This window comes from Novosphingobium sp. (assembly GCF_041905565.1).
In the GTDB taxonomy this organism is placed as follows: domain Bacteria; phylum Pseudomonadota; class Alphaproteobacteria; order Sphingomonadales; family Sphingomonadaceae; genus Novosphingobium.
Genome location: NZ_JAYRKX010000001.1, coordinates 364548 through 385830, shown reverse-complemented (window position 1 = coordinate 385830; position 21283 = coordinate 364548). Strand labels below are relative to the sequence as shown.

At 67.4% G+C, this 21283-nt stretch carries 20 protein-coding genes and 1 tRNA gene; 13 read left to right on the top strand and 8 right to left on the bottom strand.

Annotated features, from left to right (window positions below):
- Positions 1 to 87 precede the first annotated feature (87 nt).
- Complete coding sequence (locus tag ACE3N9_RS01890) at positions 88 to 1980, top strand: CocE/NonD family hydrolase (protein WP_374280294.1); 1893 nt, start codon at positions 88 to 90, stop codon at positions 1978 to 1980.
- Positions 1981 to 2116: 136 nt separating this feature from the next.
- Here the strand turns inward: ACE3N9_RS01890 and ACE3N9_RS01885 are convergent, their stop codons facing one another.
- From ACE3N9_RS01885 to yghU, 3 genes are all read right to left on the bottom strand, one after another.
- Positions 2117 to 3403, bottom strand: coding sequence for an HD-GYP domain-containing protein (locus ACE3N9_RS01885; protein WP_374280292.1), 1287 nt, complete (start codon positions 3401 to 3403; stop codon positions 2117 to 2119).
- Positions 3404 to 3566: 163 nt separating this feature from the next.
- Positions 3567 to 3641: transfer RNA gene (locus tag ACE3N9_RS01880), tRNA-Gln, on the bottom strand.
- A 47-nt stretch (positions 3642 to 3688) separates the two neighbouring features.
- Complete coding sequence (yghU, locus tag ACE3N9_RS01875; RefSeq protein ID WP_374280290.1) at positions 3689 to 4531, bottom strand: glutathione-dependent disulfide-bond oxidoreductase; 843 nt, start codon at positions 4529 to 4531, stop codon at positions 3689 to 3691.
- 144 nt (positions 4532 to 4675) lie between these two features.
- On the opposite strand from yghU, the gene ACE3N9_RS01870 reads away from it, so the two are divergent.
- The gene (locus ACE3N9_RS01870; RefSeq protein ID WP_374280288.1) at positions 4676 to 6319 is read left to right on the top strand and encodes a M20/M25/M40 family metallo-hydrolase; all 1644 of its coding nucleotides are present in this window, start codon (positions 4676 to 4678) and stop codon (positions 6317 to 6319) included.
- 104 nt (positions 6320 to 6423) lie between these two features.
- Complete coding sequence (locus ACE3N9_RS01865) at positions 6424 to 7269, top strand: hypothetical protein (RefSeq protein WP_374280286.1); 846 nt, start codon at positions 6424 to 6426, stop codon at positions 7267 to 7269.
- Between the two features lie 174 nt (positions 7270 to 7443).
- Here ACE3N9_RS01865 and ACE3N9_RS01860 read toward each other — a convergent pair whose 3' ends face one another.
- Together ACE3N9_RS01860 and ACE3N9_RS01855 are read right to left on the bottom strand one after the other, a co-directional pair.
- Positions 7444 to 8805 (bottom strand): alkaline phosphatase PhoX, encoded by a 1362-nt coding sequence (locus ACE3N9_RS01860; protein WP_374280284.1) that lies wholly within the window; start codon positions 8803 to 8805, stop codon positions 7444 to 7446.
- A gap of 27 nt (positions 8806 to 8832) precedes the next feature.
- Positions 8833 to 9921: a branched-chain amino acid aminotransferase gene (locus ACE3N9_RS01855; RefSeq protein WP_374280282.1), complete on the bottom strand. Its 1089-nt coding sequence runs from the start codon at positions 9919 to 9921 to the stop codon at positions 8833 to 8835.
- A gap of 171 nt (positions 9922 to 10092) precedes the next feature.
- On the opposite strand from ACE3N9_RS01855, the gene ACE3N9_RS01850 reads away from it, so the two are divergent.
- Positions 10093 to 10704 (top strand): hypothetical protein, encoded by a 612-nt coding sequence (locus ACE3N9_RS01850; protein ID WP_374280280.1) that lies wholly within the window; start codon positions 10093 to 10095, stop codon positions 10702 to 10704.
- A gap of 351 nt (positions 10705 to 11055) precedes the next feature.
- On the opposite strand, the gene ACE3N9_RS01845 is transcribed toward ACE3N9_RS01850, so the two are convergent.
- Complete coding sequence (locus ACE3N9_RS01845) at positions 11056 to 11619, bottom strand: hypothetical protein (RefSeq protein ID WP_374280279.1); 564 nt, start codon at positions 11617 to 11619, stop codon at positions 11056 to 11058.
- Between the two features lie 48 nt (positions 11620 to 11667).
- Here ACE3N9_RS01845 and ACE3N9_RS01840 point away from each other — a divergent pair, with 48 nt between their 5' ends.
- From ACE3N9_RS01840 to ACE3N9_RS01815, 6 genes are all read left to right on the top strand, one after another.
- Positions 11668 to 12426 carry a TlyA family RNA methyltransferase gene (locus tag ACE3N9_RS01840; protein WP_374280277.1) on the top strand — a complete coding sequence of 253 codons (759 nt, stop codon included), beginning with the start codon at positions 11668 to 11670 and terminating at the stop codon, positions 12424 to 12426.
- A gap of 73 nt (positions 12427 to 12499) precedes the next feature.
- Positions 12500 to 13057 carry a TspO/MBR family protein gene (locus ACE3N9_RS01835; RefSeq protein ID WP_374280275.1) on the top strand — a complete coding sequence of 186 codons (558 nt, stop codon included), beginning with the start codon at positions 12500 to 12502 and terminating at the stop codon, positions 13055 to 13057.
- 38 nt (positions 13058 to 13095) lie between these two features.
- On the top strand, positions 13096 to 13356 hold the full coding sequence (locus ACE3N9_RS01830; RefSeq protein WP_374280273.1) for an accessory factor UbiK family protein: 261 nt from the start codon (positions 13096 to 13098) through the stop codon (positions 13354 to 13356).
- Between the two features lie 56 nt (positions 13357 to 13412).
- Positions 13413 to 14012, top strand: coding sequence for a DNA repair protein RecO (locus ACE3N9_RS01825; RefSeq protein WP_374280271.1), 600 nt, complete (start codon positions 13413 to 13415; stop codon positions 14010 to 14012).
- 15 nt (positions 14013 to 14027) lie between these two features.
- Complete coding sequence (gene leuB / locus ACE3N9_RS01820; RefSeq protein ID WP_374280269.1) at positions 14028 to 15071, top strand: 3-isopropylmalate dehydrogenase; 1044 nt, start codon at positions 14028 to 14030, stop codon at positions 15069 to 15071.
- Positions 15072 to 15120: 49 nt separating this feature from the next.
- Entirely contained in the window at positions 15121 to 16251 is a 1131-nt protein-coding gene (locus ACE3N9_RS01815; protein ID WP_374280267.1) for a glycosyltransferase, read from the top strand.
- Between the two features lie 21 nt (positions 16252 to 16272).
- Here the strand turns inward: ACE3N9_RS01815 and ACE3N9_RS01810 are convergent, their stop codons facing one another.
- Both ACE3N9_RS01810 and ACE3N9_RS01805 read right to left on the bottom strand, forming a co-directional pair.
- Positions 16273 to 17346 carry an NADH:flavin oxidoreductase gene (locus tag ACE3N9_RS01810; protein WP_374280265.1) on the bottom strand — a complete coding sequence of 358 codons (1074 nt, stop codon included), beginning with the start codon at positions 17344 to 17346 and terminating at the stop codon, positions 16273 to 16275.
- 37 nt (positions 17347 to 17383) lie between these two features.
- Positions 17384 to 18670, bottom strand: a complete 1287-nt coding sequence (locus ACE3N9_RS01805) for a phospholipid carrier-dependent glycosyltransferase (RefSeq protein ID WP_374280263.1) — start codon at positions 18668 to 18670, stop codon at positions 17384 to 17386.
- Positions 18671 to 18748: 78 nt separating this feature from the next.
- Here ACE3N9_RS01805 and ACE3N9_RS01800 point away from each other — a divergent pair, with 78 nt between their 5' ends.
- The 3 genes from ACE3N9_RS01800 (at position 18749) to ACE3N9_RS01790 (ending at position 21282) form a co-directional block, all read left to right on the top strand.
- Positions 18749 to 19954 (top strand): PLP-dependent aspartate aminotransferase family protein, encoded by a 1206-nt coding sequence (locus ACE3N9_RS01800; protein WP_374280261.1) that lies wholly within the window; start codon positions 18749 to 18751, stop codon positions 19952 to 19954.
- A 72-nt stretch (positions 19955 to 20026) separates the two neighbouring features.
- Positions 20027 to 20425 (top strand): Co2+/Mg2+ efflux protein ApaG, encoded by a 399-nt coding sequence (gene apaG, locus ACE3N9_RS01795; RefSeq protein ID WP_374280259.1) that lies wholly within the window; start codon positions 20027 to 20029, stop codon positions 20423 to 20425.
- Between the two features lie 62 nt (positions 20426 to 20487).
- Complete coding sequence (locus ACE3N9_RS01790; protein ID WP_374280257.1) at positions 20488 to 21282, top strand: LysR family transcriptional regulator; 795 nt, start codon at positions 20488 to 20490, stop codon at positions 21280 to 21282.
- Position 21283: the final 1 nt, after the last annotated feature.

The window sequence follows — 21283 nt, the reverse complement described above, 5'->3', positions numbered from 1 at the left end:
TGTCGTTCGCAGAATAGCCAGCGCGCGCGCCTTCTCAAGCGCAACAAAGCTGCTAGCCTTGGTCGTGTTTCCTTTCATGGAGTTATCATGCGCAAGCCTGCCGCCCTGTTGTTGATTGCCGCCGCCCTGCCGCTGATGGGCCAGATCGCCCCGCCGCCCGCGCCGCTTGATCCGATGGCGAGCGACAAGACCCCCAGTTACGAATGGGTGCGCCCGCAGGCCGATTACATCCGCCGCGAAGTGATGGTGCCGATGCGCGACGGGACCAAGCTGTTCACTGTGATCGTGATGCGCAAGGGGACCAAGGACGGGCCGATCCTGCTCAGCCGCACGCCCTATAATGCCACTGCCGCGACCAGCCGCAACCGCAGCCAGAAGATCGAGGAGATCCTGCCGGTAATGGACGCGCCGTTCGTCAACGATGGCTATATCCGCGTCTATCAGGACATTCGCGGGATGTATAAATCGCAGGGCGATTACGTGATGACCCGGCCGCTGCGCGGGCCGCTCAACAAGACCAAGGTCGATCACGCCACCGACGCCTATGACACGATCGACTGGCTGGTGAAGAACGTGCCCGAAGCCAACGGCAAGGTCGCGACGATCGGTTCGTCCTACCTGGGCTTCACCACGCTGATGAGCCTGATCGACCCGCACCCGGCGCTGAAGGCGGCGGTGCCGCAATCGCCGATGGTCGATGGCTGGATGGGGGATGACTGGTTCCACAACGGCGCTTTCCGCACCTTCGGCTTCGATTTCGCGCTGAGCCAGATGGTCGAGAAGGGCGGTGGCAGCGTGCCGATGGGCACGGGCGATGAATATGTCAGCTACCTCAAGGCCGGATCATCGGCGGGCTATGCGCGGCTGTGGGGGATCGAGAACCTGCCGGTGGTGCGCAAGATGATGGAGCACCCCGCCTATGACAGCTACTGGCAGGAACAGGCGGTCGACAAGCTGCTGGCCAAACGCAAGCTGACCGTGCCGACGCTGGTCATGCTGGGGCAGTGGGACCAGGAGGACAGCTATGGCGCCCCGGCGGTATTCAAGGCGATCAAGGCCGCACAGCCCGATGCGCCGATCATGCTGGGGATCGGGCCGTGGCGCCATTCCGGCGCGAATTACGAAGGTTCGAGCCTGGGGCCGCTGAAATTCGAAGGCGATACCGCGCTGCAGTTCCGCCTTAACTGGATCAAGCCGTTCTTCGACTGCCGGGTGAAAAGCAATCCGCAGCCGTGCCCGGCGATGCCTGCCGCCGTCACTTATGCCACCGGCGCGAACCGCTGGGAGGTGGACGCCAAGTGGCCGGCAGGCACCGAAACCCCGCTCTACCTGACCGAGGATTTCGGCCTGTCGTTCACCCGGCCGCAGCAGGCCGGGGCGGATGACTATGTTTCCGATCCGGCCAAGCCCGTGCCGTTTCTGCCGCGCCCGATCCGGATGGACGGGGATGAATGGCGCACCTGGCTGGTGCAGGACCAGCGCTTTGTCGATGGGCGCCCGGACGTGCTGAGCTATGTCACGCCGGTGCTGGACACGCCGGTCCACATCAAGGGCGCGCCGCGCGTCGACCTGCACGCCGCGACCAGCGGGCAGGATAGCGACTGGGTGGTCAAGCTGATCGACGTTGGCCCGGACGAGAAGAGCGCGAACCCGGTGATGGCCGGTTACCAGCTGGCCGTGGGGATCGAGATTTTCCGGGGGCGCTATGTGGGCGGGTTCGACAAGCCGATGCCGCTGACCCCGGGGGCAACCTATCGCTTCGGGTGGAACTTGCCGAGCGTCAACCACGTGTTCAAGCCGGGCCACCGCATCATGGTGCAAGTGCAGTCCAGCCTGTATCCGCTGTATGATCGCAACCCGCAGACCTGGGTGCCCTCGATCTTCGATGCGCCGCCTGCGGCCTACAAGAAGGCGACGCAGACGGTGAAATGGGGCGAGGCCGATGCCAGCGCGATCTATTTGCCGGTGGTGGCGGACTGACGGGCCAACCATCCGAACCAGAACCGTCACCCCGGGCTTGACCCGGGGGCCAGCTTTGCTCGGGGCGCGGTTTTGGCATCAACAGCTGGACCCCGGGTCAAGCCCGGGGTGACGAAGGGGGACGGTCGGGGCCTGCCTAGCCCGCCGCCTTGCTCGCGGCGGTGAACAGCCGCAGCCGCAGCTTGGCGAAATCGGCGATGCCATAGACCTCGGGATCGGCCATGCCGACCACACTGTCGCGGCCGAAGCAATGGGCCAGCTGGATGTCTTCCGGCTGGATCATCTTGCGCAGCGCGACCGAATAGAACGTGCGCACGCGCGGCATGCGGTGATCCGCCGGGTCCTGATCGACCACCAGCGCCAGGCGGTCCGACGCCAGGCGCACCACCGAACCGATCGGATAGGCACCGACCGCCTCGACAAAGGCGGCCAGGATCTCGCGATCGAACTTGCCGTCCATTTCCGACAGTTCGACAATCGCGGTGGCCGGGTCGAGCCCGCGCCGCTGGTTCGAATCGGTTACCAGCATGTCATAGGTGTCGCAGATCGCGGCCATGCGTGACAGCACGCTGATCTGGTCGCCGCGCAGCCCGGCGGGATAGCCAGAACCGTCCATCCGTTCGTGGTGCTGCAAGGCCACCAGCGCGACCTCCTCGGGGATGTCGCCGCCCATGCGCAGGTAATCGTAGCCCAGCGTGGTGTGGTTGCGCAGCAGGGCGTCGCCGAAGTCGCGGTAGTCGCCGTTGCATTCGTCAAGGTTGATCGGCAGGTGGCCGATCCCGACATCCAGCAGCAGCCCGGCCATGCCGGCATTGCGGATCATCATCGGCCCCAGCTTCATCGTCTTGCCCAGCGAGATCATCAGCGCGCTGACCGCCAGCGAATGCTGGTAGATGAACTGGTTGTCGCGCTTGCACCGCATCAGCCCGTTGAAGGCGTGCGGGTTGCGCTGGACCGAGGCGAAGATGTCGGAAATCACCGGCTCAACCTCGGTGGCGTTGACCGCCTTGCCCAGCCGGCTCGACAGGAACACCTTGCTGACCAGCTTCTCGCCGCGCTTCGCCACGGTCTGGGCCATGCCGAATTCGCGGGCCATGCCGGTGCGCGCGGTAGAGGCGAAGTCGGGCTTGTCGTCATGGCTGACCAGCGGGCGGCGGCGCGCGGCCGGAGCCTGTGCGGGGGGCGAGAAGACCCGCCGCACCGGGGCTTCGCCCGCTTCGCCGCGCGGGCGCGGTTCCACGTCGCGGCCCTTGGCAATGTCGATCACCACGGCGTCGATCTCGCTGTGGCGCAGGTCCGCCAGGGTCTGCGTGTCGTCCAGCAGGAACCGCGATTTCCAGAACGGATGCTTCAGCCAGCTCCCTTCCAGCTTGTGGATGAACATGCCCAGTTCGACTTGCGAAGGGGCGATCTTTTTCAACATCTTGCGCCTGCTAACCCTGTTTGTTTGCCGTGCCCCGGCATAGGCGCGCGGGGCTGCATTTGTGTTAGGCAGGCATAGGGAAAAGGCCGTAGCCGCGCGTGCGGCGCACAGCCTGGGCCAGGCGCGCCGGGCGCGGCGAATTGGCTGGAAATGCAGGAAATGCTGGCTGGGGCGGCAGGATTCGAACCTGCGAATGCCGGTACCAAAAACCGGTGCCTTACCACTTGGCGACGCCCCAGCGGGAGCGCGGCCTATAGGCAGGCCGCGCTGGCTTGGGAAGGGGGTTTAGACGATCAGTTCGACGCCGTCGAAATCGGCCGCGCTGTGGCGTTCGGGCATGCGCTGGGTGTTGACCACCCGGCCGCGCTGCACCGCCGGGCGGGCGGCGATTTCGCCAACCCAGCGGCCGACCGCCTCGTACTGCTCCAGTTCCAGGAACTCGCGCGTGTTGCCATAGGCGATCCCGGTGTAGAGATTGCCCAGCCAGGTAAAGGCGGCCATGTCGGCGATCGAATAGTCGTCACCCGCCAGGAACCGTGCCTCGCGCAGGCGGTTGTTGGCCACGTCGAACAGGCGCTTGGTTTCCATCGCATAGCGGTTGATCGCATATTCGATCTTGACCGGCGCATAGTGGTAGAAGTGGCCATAGCCGCCGCCGATGAACGGCGCGCTGCCCATCTGCCACATCAGCCAGCAGGTGCATTCGGTGCGGCCCGCCAGGTCCTGCGGGATGAAGGCGCCGAACTTGTCCGCCAGGTGCAGCAGCATCGCCCCGCTTTCGAACAGGCGCAGCGGCTGGTCGCCGCTACGGTCGCACATCGCCGGGATCTTGCTGTTGGGGTTGAGCGCGACGAAGCCCGAGCCGAACTGGTCGCCCTGGCCGATGTTGATCATCCAGGCATCGTATTCCGCCCCGGCGTGGCCCGCCGCGAGCAGTTCTTCCAGCATGATCGTGACCTTCTGGCCATTGGGCGTGCCCAGCGAATAGAGCTGGAAGGGATGTGCACCCACCGGCAGTTCCTTTTCGGTCTGCGCGCCGGCGGTGGGGCGGTTGATATTGGCGAATTGCCCGCCGTTGGACTTGTCCCAGACCCAGACTGGCGGCGGGACATATTCGGCATCGGCCATGGGGAAGTTCCTCTCGCAAATTTTGTAAGTTACTACGCCTAAATGCGCGTCGTGCGACGGGTTCGCAAGAGGGAACATTGCGATGTTTCATCGCCGCGCACAATCGCGGTTGCGCGGCGCTGCGCAGGCGCTAGTTCAGGCGGCATGACCAAGCACCTGCTGATGTTCGCCGCGCTGGCCTGCGCTGCGCCCGCCATGGCCCAGGACGCCATCGATCCCGCCAATCTGACCGCCACGGTCCGGACCATGACCGACGATTGGTTCCAGGGCCGCGCCCCCGGCACCCTGGGCGAGGAACGGACGGTCGGCTACCTCGTCGGGCGGTTTCAGGCGCTGGGGCTGCAGCCGGGCGGGCCGGACGGCAAATGGGTCCAACAGGTGCCCTTGCTTCACACCCGGCTGGGCCAGCCGCAGCAACTGGAACTGGCGACGCCGCAGGGCGCGCTGCCGCTGAAGCTGGGGACCGACACCTATCTGTCCACCCTGCGCGCCGACGATGTGGCGCGGGTCGCCAATGCGCCGCTGGTCTTCGTCGGCCACGGCGTCTCCGCGCCGGAACGCAAGTGGGACGATTTCAAGGGCCAGGACCTCCAGGGCAAGGTCGCGGTGTTCCTGATCAACGACCCCGATTTCGCCGCAGACCATGACGAGAAGGTCTGGGGCAAGTTCGGCGGCAGGACGATGACCTATTACGGCCGCTGGACCTACAAGTTCGAGGAAGCCGCCCGGCGCGGGGCGGTGGCGGCGCTGATCGTCCACGATGCCGAAGGGGTCGGCTATGGCTGGAACGTCGTGACCAGCCCGGGCGGCGAAAACTATGGCCTGGTCCGCAAGGACGGCAGCCAGACCAGCCTGGCGCTGCAGGGCTGGCTCTCGCACGATGTGTCGGACAAGCTGTTCGCCATGGCTGGGCTGGACCTGGCCAAGCTGCGCGTCGCGGCGCGCAGCGCGAAGTTCAAGCCGGTGCCGTTGGAGGGCGTCACGCTGTCCGCCGCAATCCCTTCGGCGCACGAAGTGGTGACCAGCCAGAACGTGCTGGCACGCCTGCCCGGCACCAAGCGTGCGGACGAGGTGGTCATGCTCGGCGCGCACTGGGACGCCTATGGCCAGGGCGCGCCCGATGCGCAGGGCCGGATCTACCGCGCGGGCGCGAACGATGATGCGCTGGGCGTGGCCGGGGTGCTGGAGATTGCCCGGCGCATGGTGGCCGGACCCGCCCCGCAACGCTCTGTGGTGTTCGGGTTCTGGACGGCAGAGGAACGCGGGCTGCTGGGCAGCGAAGCCTATGCCCAGGACCCGGTCTATCCGATGGACAAGACCGTCGCCAACCTGACCATCGACGTGTTGCAGACCGCCGGGCGCGCGCGCGACGTGGTGCTGATCGGCAAGGGCCAGTCGAGCATGGAGGACGAGCTGCTTGCCTTCGCCACCAAGCAGGGCCGCACGATCACGCCCGAAAACCTGCCGGAACGCGGGCTGTTCTACCGGGCTGACCATTTCCCCTTCGCCAAGCGCGGGGTGCCGGTGCTCTTGATGATGAGCCTGGCGGGGGCCTCCGACATTGTCGAAGGCGGACGCCTCGCGGGGCAGGCGTGGATCGATGACTATACCGGGCGCTGCTATCACCAGGCCTGCGATGCCTGGGACGCAAAGTGGAACCTCGACGGCGCGGTGCAGGATATCGAGCTGCTCGGCGCGATCGCCACGGACCTTGCCAATTCAAGCCGCTGGCCCAGCTGGAAGCCCGGCAGCGAATTTGCCGCCGCGCGGGGCAAGGTGGGCAAGTAGGCCGCGTTTTGCAGCCCGGCCTGTTCACAATGTCCGATCCCGCTGATTGACAGCGCGCCGCGCCCCTCCGATCCCGGCGCGGGTCGGGCGCGGAGGAGGCGGACATGGCGGATACGGTGGAATTCCTTGACGGGCGGCGCCACGTGCCGACGGCCAGCAGCGTGCTGGTCAGTTCGTCGCGCTGGCTGAACGAGCCGCGCATCCGCGACTGGGTGACTACCGAATGCCTGCGCCGCAACGGCGCGGACCATCCGCTGGTGGACGATCTGGGCAGCATGGTCGCCGCGATCGACCGGGTGCGGGGCCGCGACCATGTCGACCGGCTGATCCAGGCCGAACGGCAGGTCAACCCGGCGCTGGACCGCTGGTTTGCCGACCGCTTCATCTCGACCTATTCGGTCGCCGATCTGGGTGAATATGCGCCGGGATCGCTGGGCCGCCAGTTGCACGACCAGATGGTCCGGCTGAACCTGACGCTGGAACTGCTGCCCCAGCGGCGCGAGGATCCGAATTGGGCGCCGGCGGCCGATCTCGACTATTTCACCCTGCGCACCGGACAGACCCACGATTTCGACCACCTGATCGGCGAAGTCGGCTTCGACGCCGTGTCCGAAGCCTTTCCCGCCGGGCTGCGCAGCGGCAACATGTTCGCCCACATTGGCGCGGAGCTGGCGGGGGAACTGCTGGTGACCAACACCCTGGTCACTTTCCCGTGGCTGATGCGCACCATGCTGCACTATCCTCAGGCCTGGCCGCAGGTCTGGCACAACTTCAGCCACGGCTACGAAGTCGGCGCGCAGAGCGCCTGCCTGTTCACTGTCCGCTGGGAGGACTACCTCCACCTGACCCCGGCCGAAGCGCGCGAAGCGCTGGGCGTGAAGGGCTTTCGCGGCGCCAACGACACCAGCGCCGCATCGCTGGTGTTCGGGGAAGGGCGGCTGATCTTTTAGGCTGCGGAGGCAAATTCCGAAGCAACGGAACGGCTGCCTCTCCCTTTGTCGTCACCCCGGGCTTGCCCCGGGGTCCAGCTGTTCTTTGCTGCGGCGGGAAGGAAGCTGGACCCCGGGTCAGGCCCGGGGTGACGGTGCAGGTGTGGGGGCGGCAGGTTCCGCGCCGCCTTTACCCTAAAGGTGCTGCCAGGGCCCGGTGATCGCAAAGGTCCGGCCCGGGCTGTAGGCGTTGAGGAACAGCACCTTGCCATCGGGAGAAAAACAGGCCCCGGCCAGCTCGGTCTGCAGGCGCAGCCGGGCGAGGGTGAACGGCTGGCCGGTGCGGGTCAGTCCGCGCACATGGTTGTCGAGCGGGCTGGTCGGCTGGTCCTCGCAGATCAGCAGCTGGCCGTCCGGCGCGATGGTGACGTTGTCGCCGTAGAAGAACTCCCTGGCGTCGCGGCTTTCGTAGAACAGCTGCAACCGCTCCGCCCCGGCGGCCAAGGACAGCCGCCAGACCTGCCCAAGCTGGGCCTGCCCGCCAGACGTGCTGATGAAGTACAGCTCGCCCACGCCCATGTGGATCCCTTCACCCCGGGCAAAGCGCAGCGCGCCTTGGGCCAGACCGCGCTGGCGCAGGTCGTCCGCCGGGCTTTCGGGATCGGTCAGGTCCACCCAGCGCACCGCGTGCCATTGCCCGGCGGTGAAATCCTGGCTGGTCCAGTTGCGTGCATCGGTGGTCGCCCCGGCCGGCATGGCCAAGGCCTGAAGCCGCCCGCCGGCCGCCAGGTTGCCGGGGCTGGCGGGCAGGAAGCGATAGAGCAGGCCGTCGCCCTGATCCTCGGTCAGGTAGACCGCGCCGCTGGCGGGATCGACCACGGCGGCTTCGTGGCGAAACCGGCCCATCGCCTTCAGCGGCACGGCGCTGACCGCTCCGCTGGCGGCGGCGGGCACTTCGAAGACATAGCCGTGATCGCGCTGGACGCTGCCGGGCGGGGTGGTGTCCTCCTCGCAGGTCAGCCAGGTGCCCCACGGCGTCACGCCCCCGGCGCAGTTGCGGATCGTGCCGGTGAGCGAGCGGAACTGCCGTTCCACCGCCAGTGTCGCGGCATCGAGCACCAGCGTTGTGGTGCCGCCGGGCAGGACCGTGCCGGCGCTGGTCGCGTCATAGCCTGCCGGCAGCGCGCCGCCGCCGTCCGCGCCGGGCGAAAGCTCGTGGTTGCGGACCAGCGCCAGCTTGCCGCCGGGAAGGGCGAAACAGCCCATCCCGTCGAAATTGTCGGGCACGCGCAGCGCGTCGCTCATCGTGTCGCCCACGCGGGAGAGTACGCGGTAGGAAAAGCCCGCCGGCAGGTCGAGCAGGCCCGCCGCATCCGGCTGGAGCGCGCCATAGCCGATCGGCGCGGGCGTGGGGCTGGGACCGGGCACAGTGCCGCCGCCCGCAGCGCCGCCGCCGCTCGCCCCGCTCGATCCGCCGCTGCCGCAATTGGCCAGGGCGAGCGCGCCGAAGGCAGCGCTGGTGGCGCTCAGGAAACGGCGGCGATCAAGCGGTTGCATCGCGGCAGGGTGCCGCAGGCAAGCCGATCAGTCCAGTACGGAAACCCACCCATGGCTGTCCGGCGCTTCGCCGCGCTGGATCGCGGTGAGCCGGGCTTTCAGCTTGCCGGTCAGCTGGCCGGGGCCGCCCGAACCGATGGTGAATTCGCCGCCGCGATCGGCCACCTTGCCCACCGGGGTGACCACCGCGGCGGTGCCGCAGGCGAACACTTCGACCAGCTGGCCCGAGGCGGCATCGGCGCGCCACTGGTCCAGGCTGTAGCGTTCCTCGCGCACGTTCAGGCCTTCCTCGCGCGCCAGGGTCAGCAGGCTGTCGCGGGTGATGCCGGGCAGGATGGTGCCGGTCAGCGGCGGGGTGATCAGGCTGCCATCGGCAAACACGAAGAACAGGTTCATGCCGCCCAGTTCCTCGATCCACTTGTGTTCGGCGGCATCGAGGAACAGCACCTGGTCATGCCCCTGGGCAAAGGCTTCGGCGGTGGGGACCAGGCTGGCGGCATAGTTGCCGCCGCACTTGGCCGCGCCGGTGCCGCCGGGGGCCGCGCGGGTATAGTCCGACACCCAGATCGACACGGCGGGCGCGCCGCTCTTGAAATAGTTGCCGGCCGGGCTGGCGATAACCAGGAACTTGTACTGCTTGGCCGGGCGCACGCCGAGGAACGCCTCGGTCGCGATCATGAACGGGCGCAGGTAGAGCGAGCCGCCCTCGACCGTGGGGAACCAGTCCTTGTCAGCGCGCACCAGCTGGTGGATCGCCTCGACGAACAGGTCTTCGGGCAGTTCCGGCATGGCCAGCCGCTTGGCCGAGGCGTTGAAGCGCCGGGCGTTGGCATCGGGGCGGAACAGCGCCATCGACCCGTCGGGGTGGCGATAGGCCTTCAGCCCTTCGAAGATTTCCTGGGCGTAGTGCAGCACCGAAGCGGCGGGATCGAGCGGGATCGGGCCATAGGGCAGGACCTGCGCATCGTGCCAGCCCTTGTCCTCGCTCCAGTCGATCGAGACCATGTGATCGGTGAAACGGGTGCCGAAACCGGGGTTCGCCAGTACCTCTGCCCGGACCGCGGCCGCCGTGGGGGCGGGGTGGGGCGCATGGGCGAAAGGCAAGGAGGCGGACATGGCAGACGGATCCCTAGGCTGAATGGAACGGGCGCCTTGAATGAAAATTACCAACAAGGCAAGCGCAATGAAATAAATGAACCCCAATTTGTTGTCCTGTTGTGATAGGGCCAATTGCGGCAAAGGCCAAGGGGCGGCATGCTGGGTCATCACCCTGGATGGAGCCTGCCCATGTCCCGAATTGTCGTCCTTGCCTTGCTGGCTGCCCTGTCGGCCCCCGCGCAGGCCGCCCCGGCCAAACGCGCTGTCCCGGCCAAGCCCGTCAGCCAGGCCGTGACCTGTTCATTGCCGGTTGGCCCGAAGGACACCTTTGCCACGGTGCGCCAGCGCTTCGGCGCGGCGGCGGTGCGGGACAAGATCGCCGGGGCCGAGGGCGAGGAACTGGACGGCATCGTCCTGTGGCCGGCCGATCCGGCGCGGCGGCTGGAACTGATCCTGACCGATGACCAGGCCCACACCGTATCCAGCGTGCGAATCGTCGGCCAATCGCGCTGGACGGCCGGCGGGCTGCGGCTGGGCGATGGCCTGGCGCGGGTCCAGCAGGTCAACGGCAAGCCGTTCAAGCTTTACGGGTTCGGGTGGAACTATGGCGGCTATGTCAACGAGTTGGCCGGGGGCAAGCTGGATAGCCTGCCGGGCGGCTGCAACCTGTCGATCCGGTTCGAACCCAGCCCGATGGATGACTATCCCAATGGGATCAGCGGCGAAGTGACCCTGGCATCCAGCGATGCCCGGCTGCGCGCGGCGCGGCCCGTGGTCGCCGAACTGTCAGTCCGCTGGTAACTCGCCCGGATATGAGAAGGGCTGCCCCGGTCAATCCGGAAGCAGCCCTTCACATGGTCAGCGGCCGGAAGCGCCGCTCACGAAGCCTTTATCGCCAGATCGAAACTCAGCGATAATGCCTCGCGCTGCGGATTACCGACCTCCCTGCTGAACCATGAGACATCGGTCACCTCCTTTCGCGCTGTTTGAGCCAAAGACGCCCCCTCTCGGGGGCTGGGACGAAGCAGTCTGAACCGCCGCGTCCTTGTGCTTAGGTGTGTCTGATTCCGCGCGGCACAACAAGTCTTGCAAAGTTTTTTTTCGGCGTCAGAATTCGAGGCTTCCGGCGCGCTTTGGCCCGGTTTTCCACCGTTATCGGCAATCCTCGATCACCCGGCTGACCTCGGGCCAGCTGGGCAGAGCCAGCGGCGTCTGCCCCGCCACGTCGAGCAGGAACCGCCCGCGCGAAAAGGCCATGGCATCCAGCACCCGGTCGCGCGCCGGGATCGTGGCGACGATCCAGCCGCTGCCCCCGGCCTGGGGGTTCGACAGCAGGGGGCGGTGGCCCGCCCCGGTGGTCGATACGCCCATCGCGACCTGTCCGTTCGCAGTGCCAGCGCGGCCCAGCAGCACTTGCCCGCCAGCACGGTCGCAGGTCAGGCTGGCCAGCGCGGCGCCGTCTGCCGCGACATAGTGCGCGGTCGATCGGCCAGCAGCCATGGCCCAGCGCCAGGTGCCGGGCGGGGGCATGATGTCGCGCCAGTCGGTCGGGCGCGGCAGGGGAGCGGGCGGCGGCGGCGGTGCGGGCGCCGGCACCGGTGCAGGCGCGCGAATCGGCTGGGGCGGGGGCGGCGCGCTGCACGATCCGAGCAGCAGCAGGGCCATGCCGGCCGCAGCCAGCGCGAGGGGCCATTCGGAGCGCGCGATTGCCTTCATCGCTTCCCTATGGAATGAGGCGCAGCGCATCACAACCCCCGGAACGATATGACCAATCCATCCAAGGCCAAGGTGGGCAAGGCCCGCGTCGATCAGTTGCTGGTCGATCGCGGCCTGGTGGAAAGCCGCAGCCGCGCGCAGGCGGTGGTCCTGGCCGGGCTGGTGTTCAGCGGCGAAGCCAAGATCGCGAAGCCCGGGCAGGCGATTGCCGCCGATGCCCCGCTGGAGCTGCGCGGGCGCGATCATCCGTGGGTGTCGCGCGGCGGGATCAAGCTGGCCCACGCGATCGAGCATTTCGGGCTCGACCCGGCGGGCGTCACCGCAATGGACATCGGCAGTTCGACGGGCGGCTTTACCGACGTGCTGCTGAGCAAGGGCGCGGCGCATGTCTTCGCGGTCGATTCGGGCACCAACCAGCTTGCCTGGAAGCTGCGTCAGGACCCGCGCGTCACCGTGCTGGAACAGACCAGCGCCCGCATTCTGACGCCCGAATTGATCGACCGGCCGTGCACCTGGGTGGTGTGCGATGCCAGCTTCATCTCGCTGGCCAAGGTGCTGGACGTGCCGCTGCGCCTCGCCGCCAGCCCGTGCCAGCTGGTCGCGCTGATCAAGCCGCAGTTCGAGGTTGGCCGCGCCGAAGTGGGCAAGGGCGGGGTGGTGCGCGATCCCGCGCTGCACCAGCGCGTCTGCGACGAGGTGCAAGGCTGGATCGAAGGGCTGGGCTGGCAGGTCCAGGGAATTGTGGAAAGCCCGATCAAAGGCCCTGAAGGCAATGTAGAATTCCTGATTGCGGCCCACCGCGACTAGAGTCATTGCCACGTCTTCAAGGGCTTGCCACTATCCCGGCGATGGTCGCAATCCGAATCGAGGGTCATACCGCATGACCGAGCTTGCCTCGCCCGCGCAATTGCGCGCTTCGTTGCTGCGCTGGGCGCTGTTCACAGTGCCCTTGATCCTGCTGCTGGGCTCGCTGTCCGGGGCGATGGCGGGGTCCGCCGCGGGCAATCCGTGGTTCATCGACCTGGTCAAGCCGTCGCTCTATCCGCCGCCGGCAACCTTCGGCATTGTCTGGACGATCCTGTATGTGCTGATGGGGCTGGCCGTGGCCATGGTCATCACCGCGCGCGGGGCGCCGGGGCGCAATGCGGCGATCGGCGTGTTTGTTGCCCAGCTGGTGCTGAACCTGGCCTGGTCGCCGCTGTTCTTCGCGCTGCACCAGATCACCGCCGCGCTGGCCTTGCTGGTGGTGCTGGACCTGGCGGTGATCGCCACGGTGGTCCTGTTCAACAAGGTCCGCCCGCTCGCCGCCGCGCTGCTGGTGCCTTATCTAGCCTGGGCCTTGTTCGCGACGGTACTCAACTGGCAGTTCCTTGAGGCCAATCCCGCTGCCGATGGTGCCGAAAATTCGGGCGCGGTCACTTCGGTCGAATTCAAATAGCCCTTGAACCCGCCGCCAAACGGGACCACATCGCCGCCATGCAAAGCGAAAATCCCCTGCTCGCCGATCTTGCCAAGCTGGTGAACAGCGCCGCCGGCACCGTGGCCGGAATGGGCCGCGAAGCCCGCGATGCCGCGCGCGAACGCCTGAAGGAGCGGATGGGCGGGCTCGACTTCGTCAGCCGCGAGGAATTCGACACGGTCAAGGCCATGGCGGCCAAGGCGCGTGAGGAAAACGAGAAGCTGTCCGAACGGATCGCCGCGCTCGAAGCCGCGCTCGCCGCCAAGGCGAAGAACTAGGCCTGCCGCGCCGCGCCGGTTGAACCCCGGCGCGTTTCCCGCCACAGCTTGCGCTGATGCAGCTGCGCACCCCTGCCATTGTCTGTGCCGTTCGTCCGCATGGCGAGACGGCGGCGATCGTCCGGCTGTTGACCGAGGCGCACGGCATGGTCGCCGGCTATGTCGCGGGCGGGCGCGGGCGGCAGCTGCGCCCGGTGCTGATCCCGGGCAACATGGTCGAGGCGGACCTGCGCAGCCGAACGGAAGGGCAGCTGCCGTTTGCCCGGCTGGAACTGCTCAACAGCCGCGGGCCGTGGCTGGGCGAACCATTGCCCGCTGCCGCGATCGGCTGGACCACCGCGCTGACCGCCGCCGCCTTGCCCGAGCGGCAACCCTATCCGGCGCTGTTCCCCGCGCTCGCCGCGCTGCTTGATGCGGTGTGCCATGCGCCATCCGCACGCGGCTGGCTGCCCGGGCTGATCGGCTATGAAGCGCTGCTGCTACGCGAGCTCGGCTATGGCGCGCCGCCCCGGCCCGACAGCGACGAGATCGCCGTCCAGCTCGCCGCGTTCGATGCGCTGGGAGCGCGGATCGCGCGCTATCCGCTTGCCGAACGGCGCGGCGATGTTATGGGGGCGCGCTCCATGCTGCGCGAGCGGCTGGCCCGGATTGTCTAGCATATCGGAATTGCCATGAAGGTTGCGGTTTTCGCCGGTGACGGCATCGGTCCCGAAGTGACGCGCGAAGCGGTGCGGGTGCTCCAGGCGCTCGACCTGCCGGGGCTGACCCTGATGGAAGGGGACGTCGGCGGGGTTGCCTACAAGAAGCACGGCCATCCGCTGCCCGAAGCCACGCTGGCAACGGCGCGCGCGGCCGATGCGATCCTGTTCGGCGCGGTCGGCGATTTCGATTGCGACAATCTGGAACGCCACCTGCGCCCCGAACAGGCGATCCTGGGACTGCGCAAGGCGATGGGCTTCTTCGCCAACCTGCGCCCGGCCACGGTCTTCGAAGGGCTGGAAGACCTGACCAGCCTGCGCCCCGAAGTGGCGCGCCAGATTGACCTGCTGATCGTGCGCGAGCTGAACGGCGACGTCTATTTCGGGGAAAAGGGCATTCGCACGCTGCCCGATGGCCGCCGCCAGGGCTGGGACATGATGTCCTATGCCGAGGATGAGGTGGCGCGCATCGCCCACGTCGCGTTCAAGGCGGCGCAGGGCCGCAAGGGCAAGCTGTGCTCGGTCGACAAGGCCAACGTGCTGGAAACCTTCCAGCTGTGGCGCGACGTGATGATCGAAGTGTCGCGCGAATACCCGGACGTCGAACTCACCCACATGTACGTCGACAATGCGGCGATGCAGCTGGTCAAGAACCCCGGCCAGTTCGACGTGATCGTCACCGGCAACATGTTCGGCGATATCCTTTCGGATCAGGCCAGCATGTGCGTCGGCTCGATCGGGCTGCTGGCTTCGGCCAGCCTCGCCGAAGGGACCTGCGGGCTGTACGAGCCGATCCACGGCAGCGCCCCCGACATTGCCGGCAAGGGGCTGGCCAACCCGATGGCGACGATCCTGTCGGCCGCGATGATGCTGCGCCACTCCTTCGGCCGCGAAGCCGATGCCGCGCGGATCGAGGCGGCGGTGGCCAAGGCGCTGGGCGACGGGATCAAGGGCGGCGACCTGGGCGGCAGCCACGGCACCGCCGAAATCGGCGACGCGGTTCTGGCGCGCTTGTAAATTTGCGTGTTTAACCGGATCATACAGAAAAGCTGCTAAGGGCGCCCGGATGACGCAACCGCTCCAACTCGGCATCGTTCTGCCGACCTACAACGAACGCGGCAACGTGCGCGGCATGATCGAGCGCCTGGACGCGGCGCTGGCCGGCGTGGCCTGGGAAGTGATCGTGGTTGACGATAACAGCCCCGATGGCACCGCCGACGAAGCCCGCGCGATCGGCCGCGAGGATCCGCGCGTGCGCGTGATCCAGCGCATTGGCCGGCGCGGCCTGTCATCCGCTGCGATCGAGGGGATGTGCGCGACTTCCGCTCCCGTGGTGGGGGTCATGGACGCCGATCACCAGCACGATCCGGCGCTGCTGCCCGGCATGCTCGCCGCGATCGAAAGCGGTGATTATGACCTGGCCTATGCCAGCCGCTTTGCCGAAGGCGCCAGCACCGAAGCCTGGGGCCGGCCCGACCGGGTCAAGGCATCGGGCATTGCCAACCGCATCGCCAACAAGGTTACCGGCGTCGAACTGTCCGACCCGATGAGCGGCTATTTCATGCTGCGCACCGAAGTGCTGCGGGCCGATGCCCACCGCCTCTCGGGCGTGGGCTTCAAGATCCTGCTCGACATTCTCGCCACGGTCGAAGCGCCGCTGCGGATCAAGGAAGTACCGATGAACTTTGCCGCCCGCGCCGATGGCGAAAGCAAGCTGGACCGCACGGTGGTGTTCGAATTCCTGGTCGGCCTCTACGACAAGTGGCTGGGGCGCTGGATTCCCACCCGCTTCGCGCTGTTCGGCACGATCGGCGGGATGGGCGTGGTGGTCCACATGGCCGTGCTGGCGGTGGTGCTGAACCTGTTCGGCGCGACCTTTGCCGTCAGCCATTACCCCAAGGAAACGGCCTTCATCGTCGGGCAGACCGCTGCGGCGCTGGTGGCGATGACTTTCAACTTCGTGCTCAATAACGAGCTGACCTATTCCGACAAGCGGCTGCGCGGGTTCGGCCCGCTCATGTCGGGCTGGGCGCGGTTCCTGCTGACCTGTGCGTTCGGCCTGCTCGCCAACATCGGCGCGGCGACCGCGCTGGTCCGGATCGGGTTCAATCCCTATCCGGCGGCGATCGTCGGCATCGTGCTGGGTTCGGTCTGGAACTTCGCGCTGTCGAGCAAGTTCGTCTGGGGCAAGTATTAAGGGTGTGAGTGGTGGAGGGCTTCAGCCCTCCACGAATCCCTTCCACGTCGCCATGTATTCCACGAAGCCGGGGCCCAGGCCTTCGGCCCGCAGGTGCGCGCGGGTGACCGGGTTGGGAACGCTGGCGAAATCCGCATCGGCCTTGGCCCGCGCGGGGAAATCGTGGTGCAGGATCGCGCCGCGCCCCAGCAAGACGAAATCTGCTCCTTCATCCAGGCAGGCGCGCACCTTGGCCGCGTCCATGATCTTGCCGGCCACGCCAAGGCGCGTCTCGCCCCGTTCCAGCGCGGTGAAATGGGCGATCAGCGGGCGGTCGGCGTGTTCGGCCTCGTTCGGCAGCTTGAAACAGTCCCACAGCGACATGTCGAGGTAGTCGAGGCTGCCGCCGGTCATCATCTCCTCGGCAAAGCGCTTGGCTTCGGCCAGCTTGATGTTGAACCGTTCGGGCGACAGGCGCAGCCCCACCTGGAACTGGGGCCCGGTGGCAGCGCGCACGCCGGCGACCACTTCGCGGATCATCCGGGTGCGGTTTTCATAGGAACCGCCCCAGCCGTCTTCGCGCAGATTGTTGTCGCCGTCGAGGAACTGGGCGAGGACATAGCCGTGCGCCCCGTGGATCTCCACCCCGTCAAACCCAGCGCGTTCGGCGCGGACGGCGGCGGCGATGAAATCATCGCGCAGCTGCTCGACCTCGGCCGTGGACAGCGCGCGGGCGCCGGTTTCGGCATCGGCAAACGGGCCCACCGGCGTGCCGACCAGGTCCTGCGGGCTGCGGATCCCGGCGTGGTGCAGCTGCACCGAACTGAGCGCGCCGCGTTCGCGCAGCAGGCTGGCAAGGCGGGTCAGGCCGGGCAGGTGGTCGTCCGACCAGATGCCAAGCTGGCCGGGAAAGCCCTGGCCCTGCTGCTGGACGTGGGCGGCAGCCGTCATCACCAGGCCGAAGCCGCCCTCGGCGCGCTTGACCAGCCAGTTGATCTCGTCATCCGAAAGGGTGCCGTCGGGGTTGCTTTGCAGGTTGGTCAGCGGGGCCAGCATGAAGCGGTTGGCCATGGCCGGGCCATGGGCAAAGGTCATGGGCGCGGTGTAGTCGGTCATGAAATTGAGTCTCCTGTTTGAAACCCAATATGGCCGGTCAGCGCCACGAGTCCAGCCACATCCACTGGATATAGCTGGGCCGCCCGCAGCACAGCGGCGCGGCCGAGATGATCGGGTAGAACCAGGCGAACATCGCCGCGCTGGTCAGCAGCGACAGCGGAGCGATCCAGCGCAATTCGTCCGTCCGCCGCCGCCACAGATCGTCCAGCGCCAGCGCCAGGCAGACCATCAGGAAAGTGCCCGGCAGCAGGTAGTGGTAGTAGAACTGGATCGGCTTGCCCGACAGCGCCCACATCGCCAGCGACAGCACATAGAGCGCGGCGAAGCCCAGCATGTCCCAGCGCCGCCGCACCGCCCCGGCCCACAGGCACCATGTCAGCGCGGGCAGGCCGGCCAGCATGGTGAAGGGATTGCCAATCAGCAGCACGCCGCGATGGGCCGGGCCGTCAACCGGCTCGTAGAGATACCAGATCGCCCGCCAGTTGCCGACCCACTGGTACCATTGGCTGCGATAGGGGTGCAGCCGGGTGACGCTGTCCTGCAGGTGCAGCATGTAGACGTGCCAGCCAATCGGATCCCACGGGTTGACCGGGTTCTTCGCCCAGTGGAACGCCGGCCAGAAAGTCAGCCAGTAGACCGCCAGCGGGACCAGCCCCAGCCACAGCGCGGCTTCGGGCAGGGCGATGCCCGGCACCGGCCCGCCAGCCCGCTGGTACAGCCCGCGCCAGCCCAGGTCCTTGACCTTCCAGCCCAGGAACACCAGCCCCGGCAGCATCGCCGCCGGGGCGATCGACCACTTGGCCGCGATCGCCAGGCCCAGGCTGATCCCGGCCAAGGCCAGCCGCCAGCGCCCCTGATGGGGCAGGCGCACCGCGCTGACCGCCAGCCACAGACCGATCATCCCGAACATGGCCATGACCATGTCGAGCATCGCGATCCGGCTCTGGATGAACCAGGCGAAATCGGTGGCGACGAGGAACATCGCGGCAAAGGTCACCGCCCGCCGCCCGGTGGCGAACCACACCAGCCGGGCAAAGGCGAACAGGCCGATCGCCCCGCCGACCGCGCTCGGCCCGCGCCAGGCCAGCGGCTGGTCGCCAAACAGGGCAATCGCGGCGGCAATCACCTCCTTGCCCAGCATCGGGTGTTCGGGATTGACCCGCAGCCCGTCCAGCAGCTTGCGCGCGGCGGGGACGTAATGGATCTCGTCAAAGTAGATGCGCGAAGGAATGCCGAGGCGCCACCACACCAGCGCGAGGAAGAATACCGCCCAGACCGCGCACCAATCGGCCGGGTCCCGTTCCCTGGTAAAGCCTGCGCCCATGCGCGGGGGATTATCCGGCGCGGCGAAGGGATGCAATGCCTTGCCCCGTTTGCGCCGCGGGCCTAAAGCCGCCGCACTATGAAGCGCACCACCGGAACCGACCGCTCGATCACGCAGACCTGGCGCCCCGCCACCCAGGCCATCCGCGCCGGCACCTGGCGCAGCGAGCAGGGCGAAACCAGCGAGGCCCTGTTCCTGACCTCGGGCTATTCGTTTGACGATGCGGCCACTGTCGCGGCGCGGTTTGCCGGGGAAGCGCAGGGGATGACCTATTCCCGCCTGCAGAACCCGACCGTCGCCATGCTGGAAGAACGCATCGCGCTGATGGACGGGGCCGAGGCGTGCCGCGTCCAGGCATCGGGCATGGCGGCAATGACCGCGGCGATGCTGTGCCAGCTGAGCCAGGGCGATCACGTGGTGGCGGCGCGCGCCGCCTTCGGTTCGTGCCGCTGGCTGGTCGACAGCCTGCTGCCGCGCTTCGGGATCACCAGCACCACGATCGACGCGCGCGACAACGCGCAGTGGGAAGCCGCGATCCAGCCCAACACCAAGGTGTTCTTTTTCGAAACCCCCGCCAACCCGACGATGGACATCGTCGACCTGCAATTCGTCTGCGACCTGGCGAAGCAGCACGGCATTACCACCGTGGTGGACAATGCCTTCTGCACTTCCGCCTTGCAGCGCCCGCTGGAATTCGGGGCCGACGTGGTTGCCTATTCCGCGACCAAGCTGATGGACGGGCAGGGCCGGGTGCTGGCCGGGGCAGTGTGCGGATCGGCCGATTTCATCAACAACGTGCTGCTGCCGTTCCAGCGCAACACGGGTCCGAACCTGTCGCCGTTCAACGCCTGGGTGGTGCTGAAGGGGCTGGAAACGCTGGACCTGCGGGTCAAGCGGCAGAGCGAGAACTGCCTCAAGGTCGGCCAGTTCCTCGAAGGGCGGGTCAACCGCATCAACCATCCCGGCCTGCCCAGCCATCCGCAGCACGAATTGGCGATGCGCCAGATGGATGCCTGCGGCTCGATCTTCAGCTTCGAGATGTCCGACCGCAAGGAAGCCCACGCGCTGCTCGACGCGCTGCAACTGATCGACATTTCGAACAACATCGGCGATTCGCGCAGCCTGATGTGCCACAACGCCTCGACCACGCACTATTCGGTCAGCGCCGAAGCGCGCGCCGAAATGGGCGTGACCGAAGGGATGCTGCGGCTCAACGTCGGGCTGGAAGACCCGCTCGACGTGATCGACGATCTCGACCAGGCGCTGCGCTCGATCGGGCGCTGATCGGGCCCAAGCCCAGCACAGTGCCCCGATGCCCCATTGTCGGCGCGCGATTGGCGCGTTAACCTCTGCGGCATGAAGGAACTGTTCCAGCATGCCGCCCTGACTGACGGGATCACTGTGCGCGTCGCGGTGAACTTCCTGCCGGAACAGTCGCGGATCGATGCCGGCAAGTGGTTCTGGGTCTATCACATCCGGATCGAGAACGGGTCGGGCCATACCGTCCAGCTGCTGTCGCGGTTCTGGCGGATCACCGATGGGCGCGGGCTGATCAACTATGTCGAAGGCGAGGGGGTGGTGGGCGAACAGCCTGTGCTCGCCCCGGGGCAAAGCCACGATTACGTGTCGGGCTGCCCGCTGACCACGCCGCACGGCAGCATGGAAGGGCACTATACCTTCCGCCGCGACAACGGCGAACTGTTCGAAGTGGCGATCCCGTTCTTCCCGCTCGCCGCCCCGGCCACGGCGGGATAACGCGGGGCCGGCCGCAGCGCGTGGCACTTGCCCAACACCGCGTCAGACCATAGGGAACCGGCATGAAGCGCACGCACCTGCCCCTTAACGCCCTGCGCGTGTTCGATGCCGCGGCGCGGCACTTGTCGTTCACCCGTGCGGCGGATGAACTGGCGGTCACCCCGGCGGCGGTCGGGCAGCAGATCCGCGCGCTGGAAGACGTGCTGGGGGTGGTACTGTTCCGCCGCACGCCCAAGGGCCTCGAACTGACCGAGGAAGCCGTGGCCGGGCTGGAAGCGCTGCGCACCGGGTTCCTGCATTTCGAAGACGCGGTGCAGATGATGCAGGCCGGGCAGTCCAGCCACGTCTACACCATCGCCGCCCCGCGCGAATTCTTTGCCACCTGGCTTGCTCCGCGCCTCGCTGCGTTCCGGCGCGACCATCCCGAAGTGCGCTTCAACATGGTCAGCGCCGAAGATGCCGACTTTACCGAGGCCAACCTCGACCTCGCGGTGCGCTGGACCGACGGGCCGGGCAACCTGGAAGGCGTGCCGCTGGGCGAACCCGGACAGGTCGAGGTCGGGCAGGGCTGCTGGATTGCCTGGCCGGGCGATCCCGCGCCGCAGGGTGAAGCCGCCGGGCCGGATGCCGTGCCGGTCACCGTCACCGATGCCGGGCAAGCAATGGCCGCTGCCGTGGCGGGGATGGGCAAGGCCCGCGTCCCCGCGCTGCTGGCGCAAAGCTGGATCGAAGTGGGCCGCATCACCCAGCACGGCCCCGCGATTGATTGCCGCCAGGGCTACTGGCTGGTCGCCCCCACGCCGCAGTGGCGGCAGAAGAAGGTCAAGGCGCTGGTCGCCTTCCTGACCGGGGAATAGG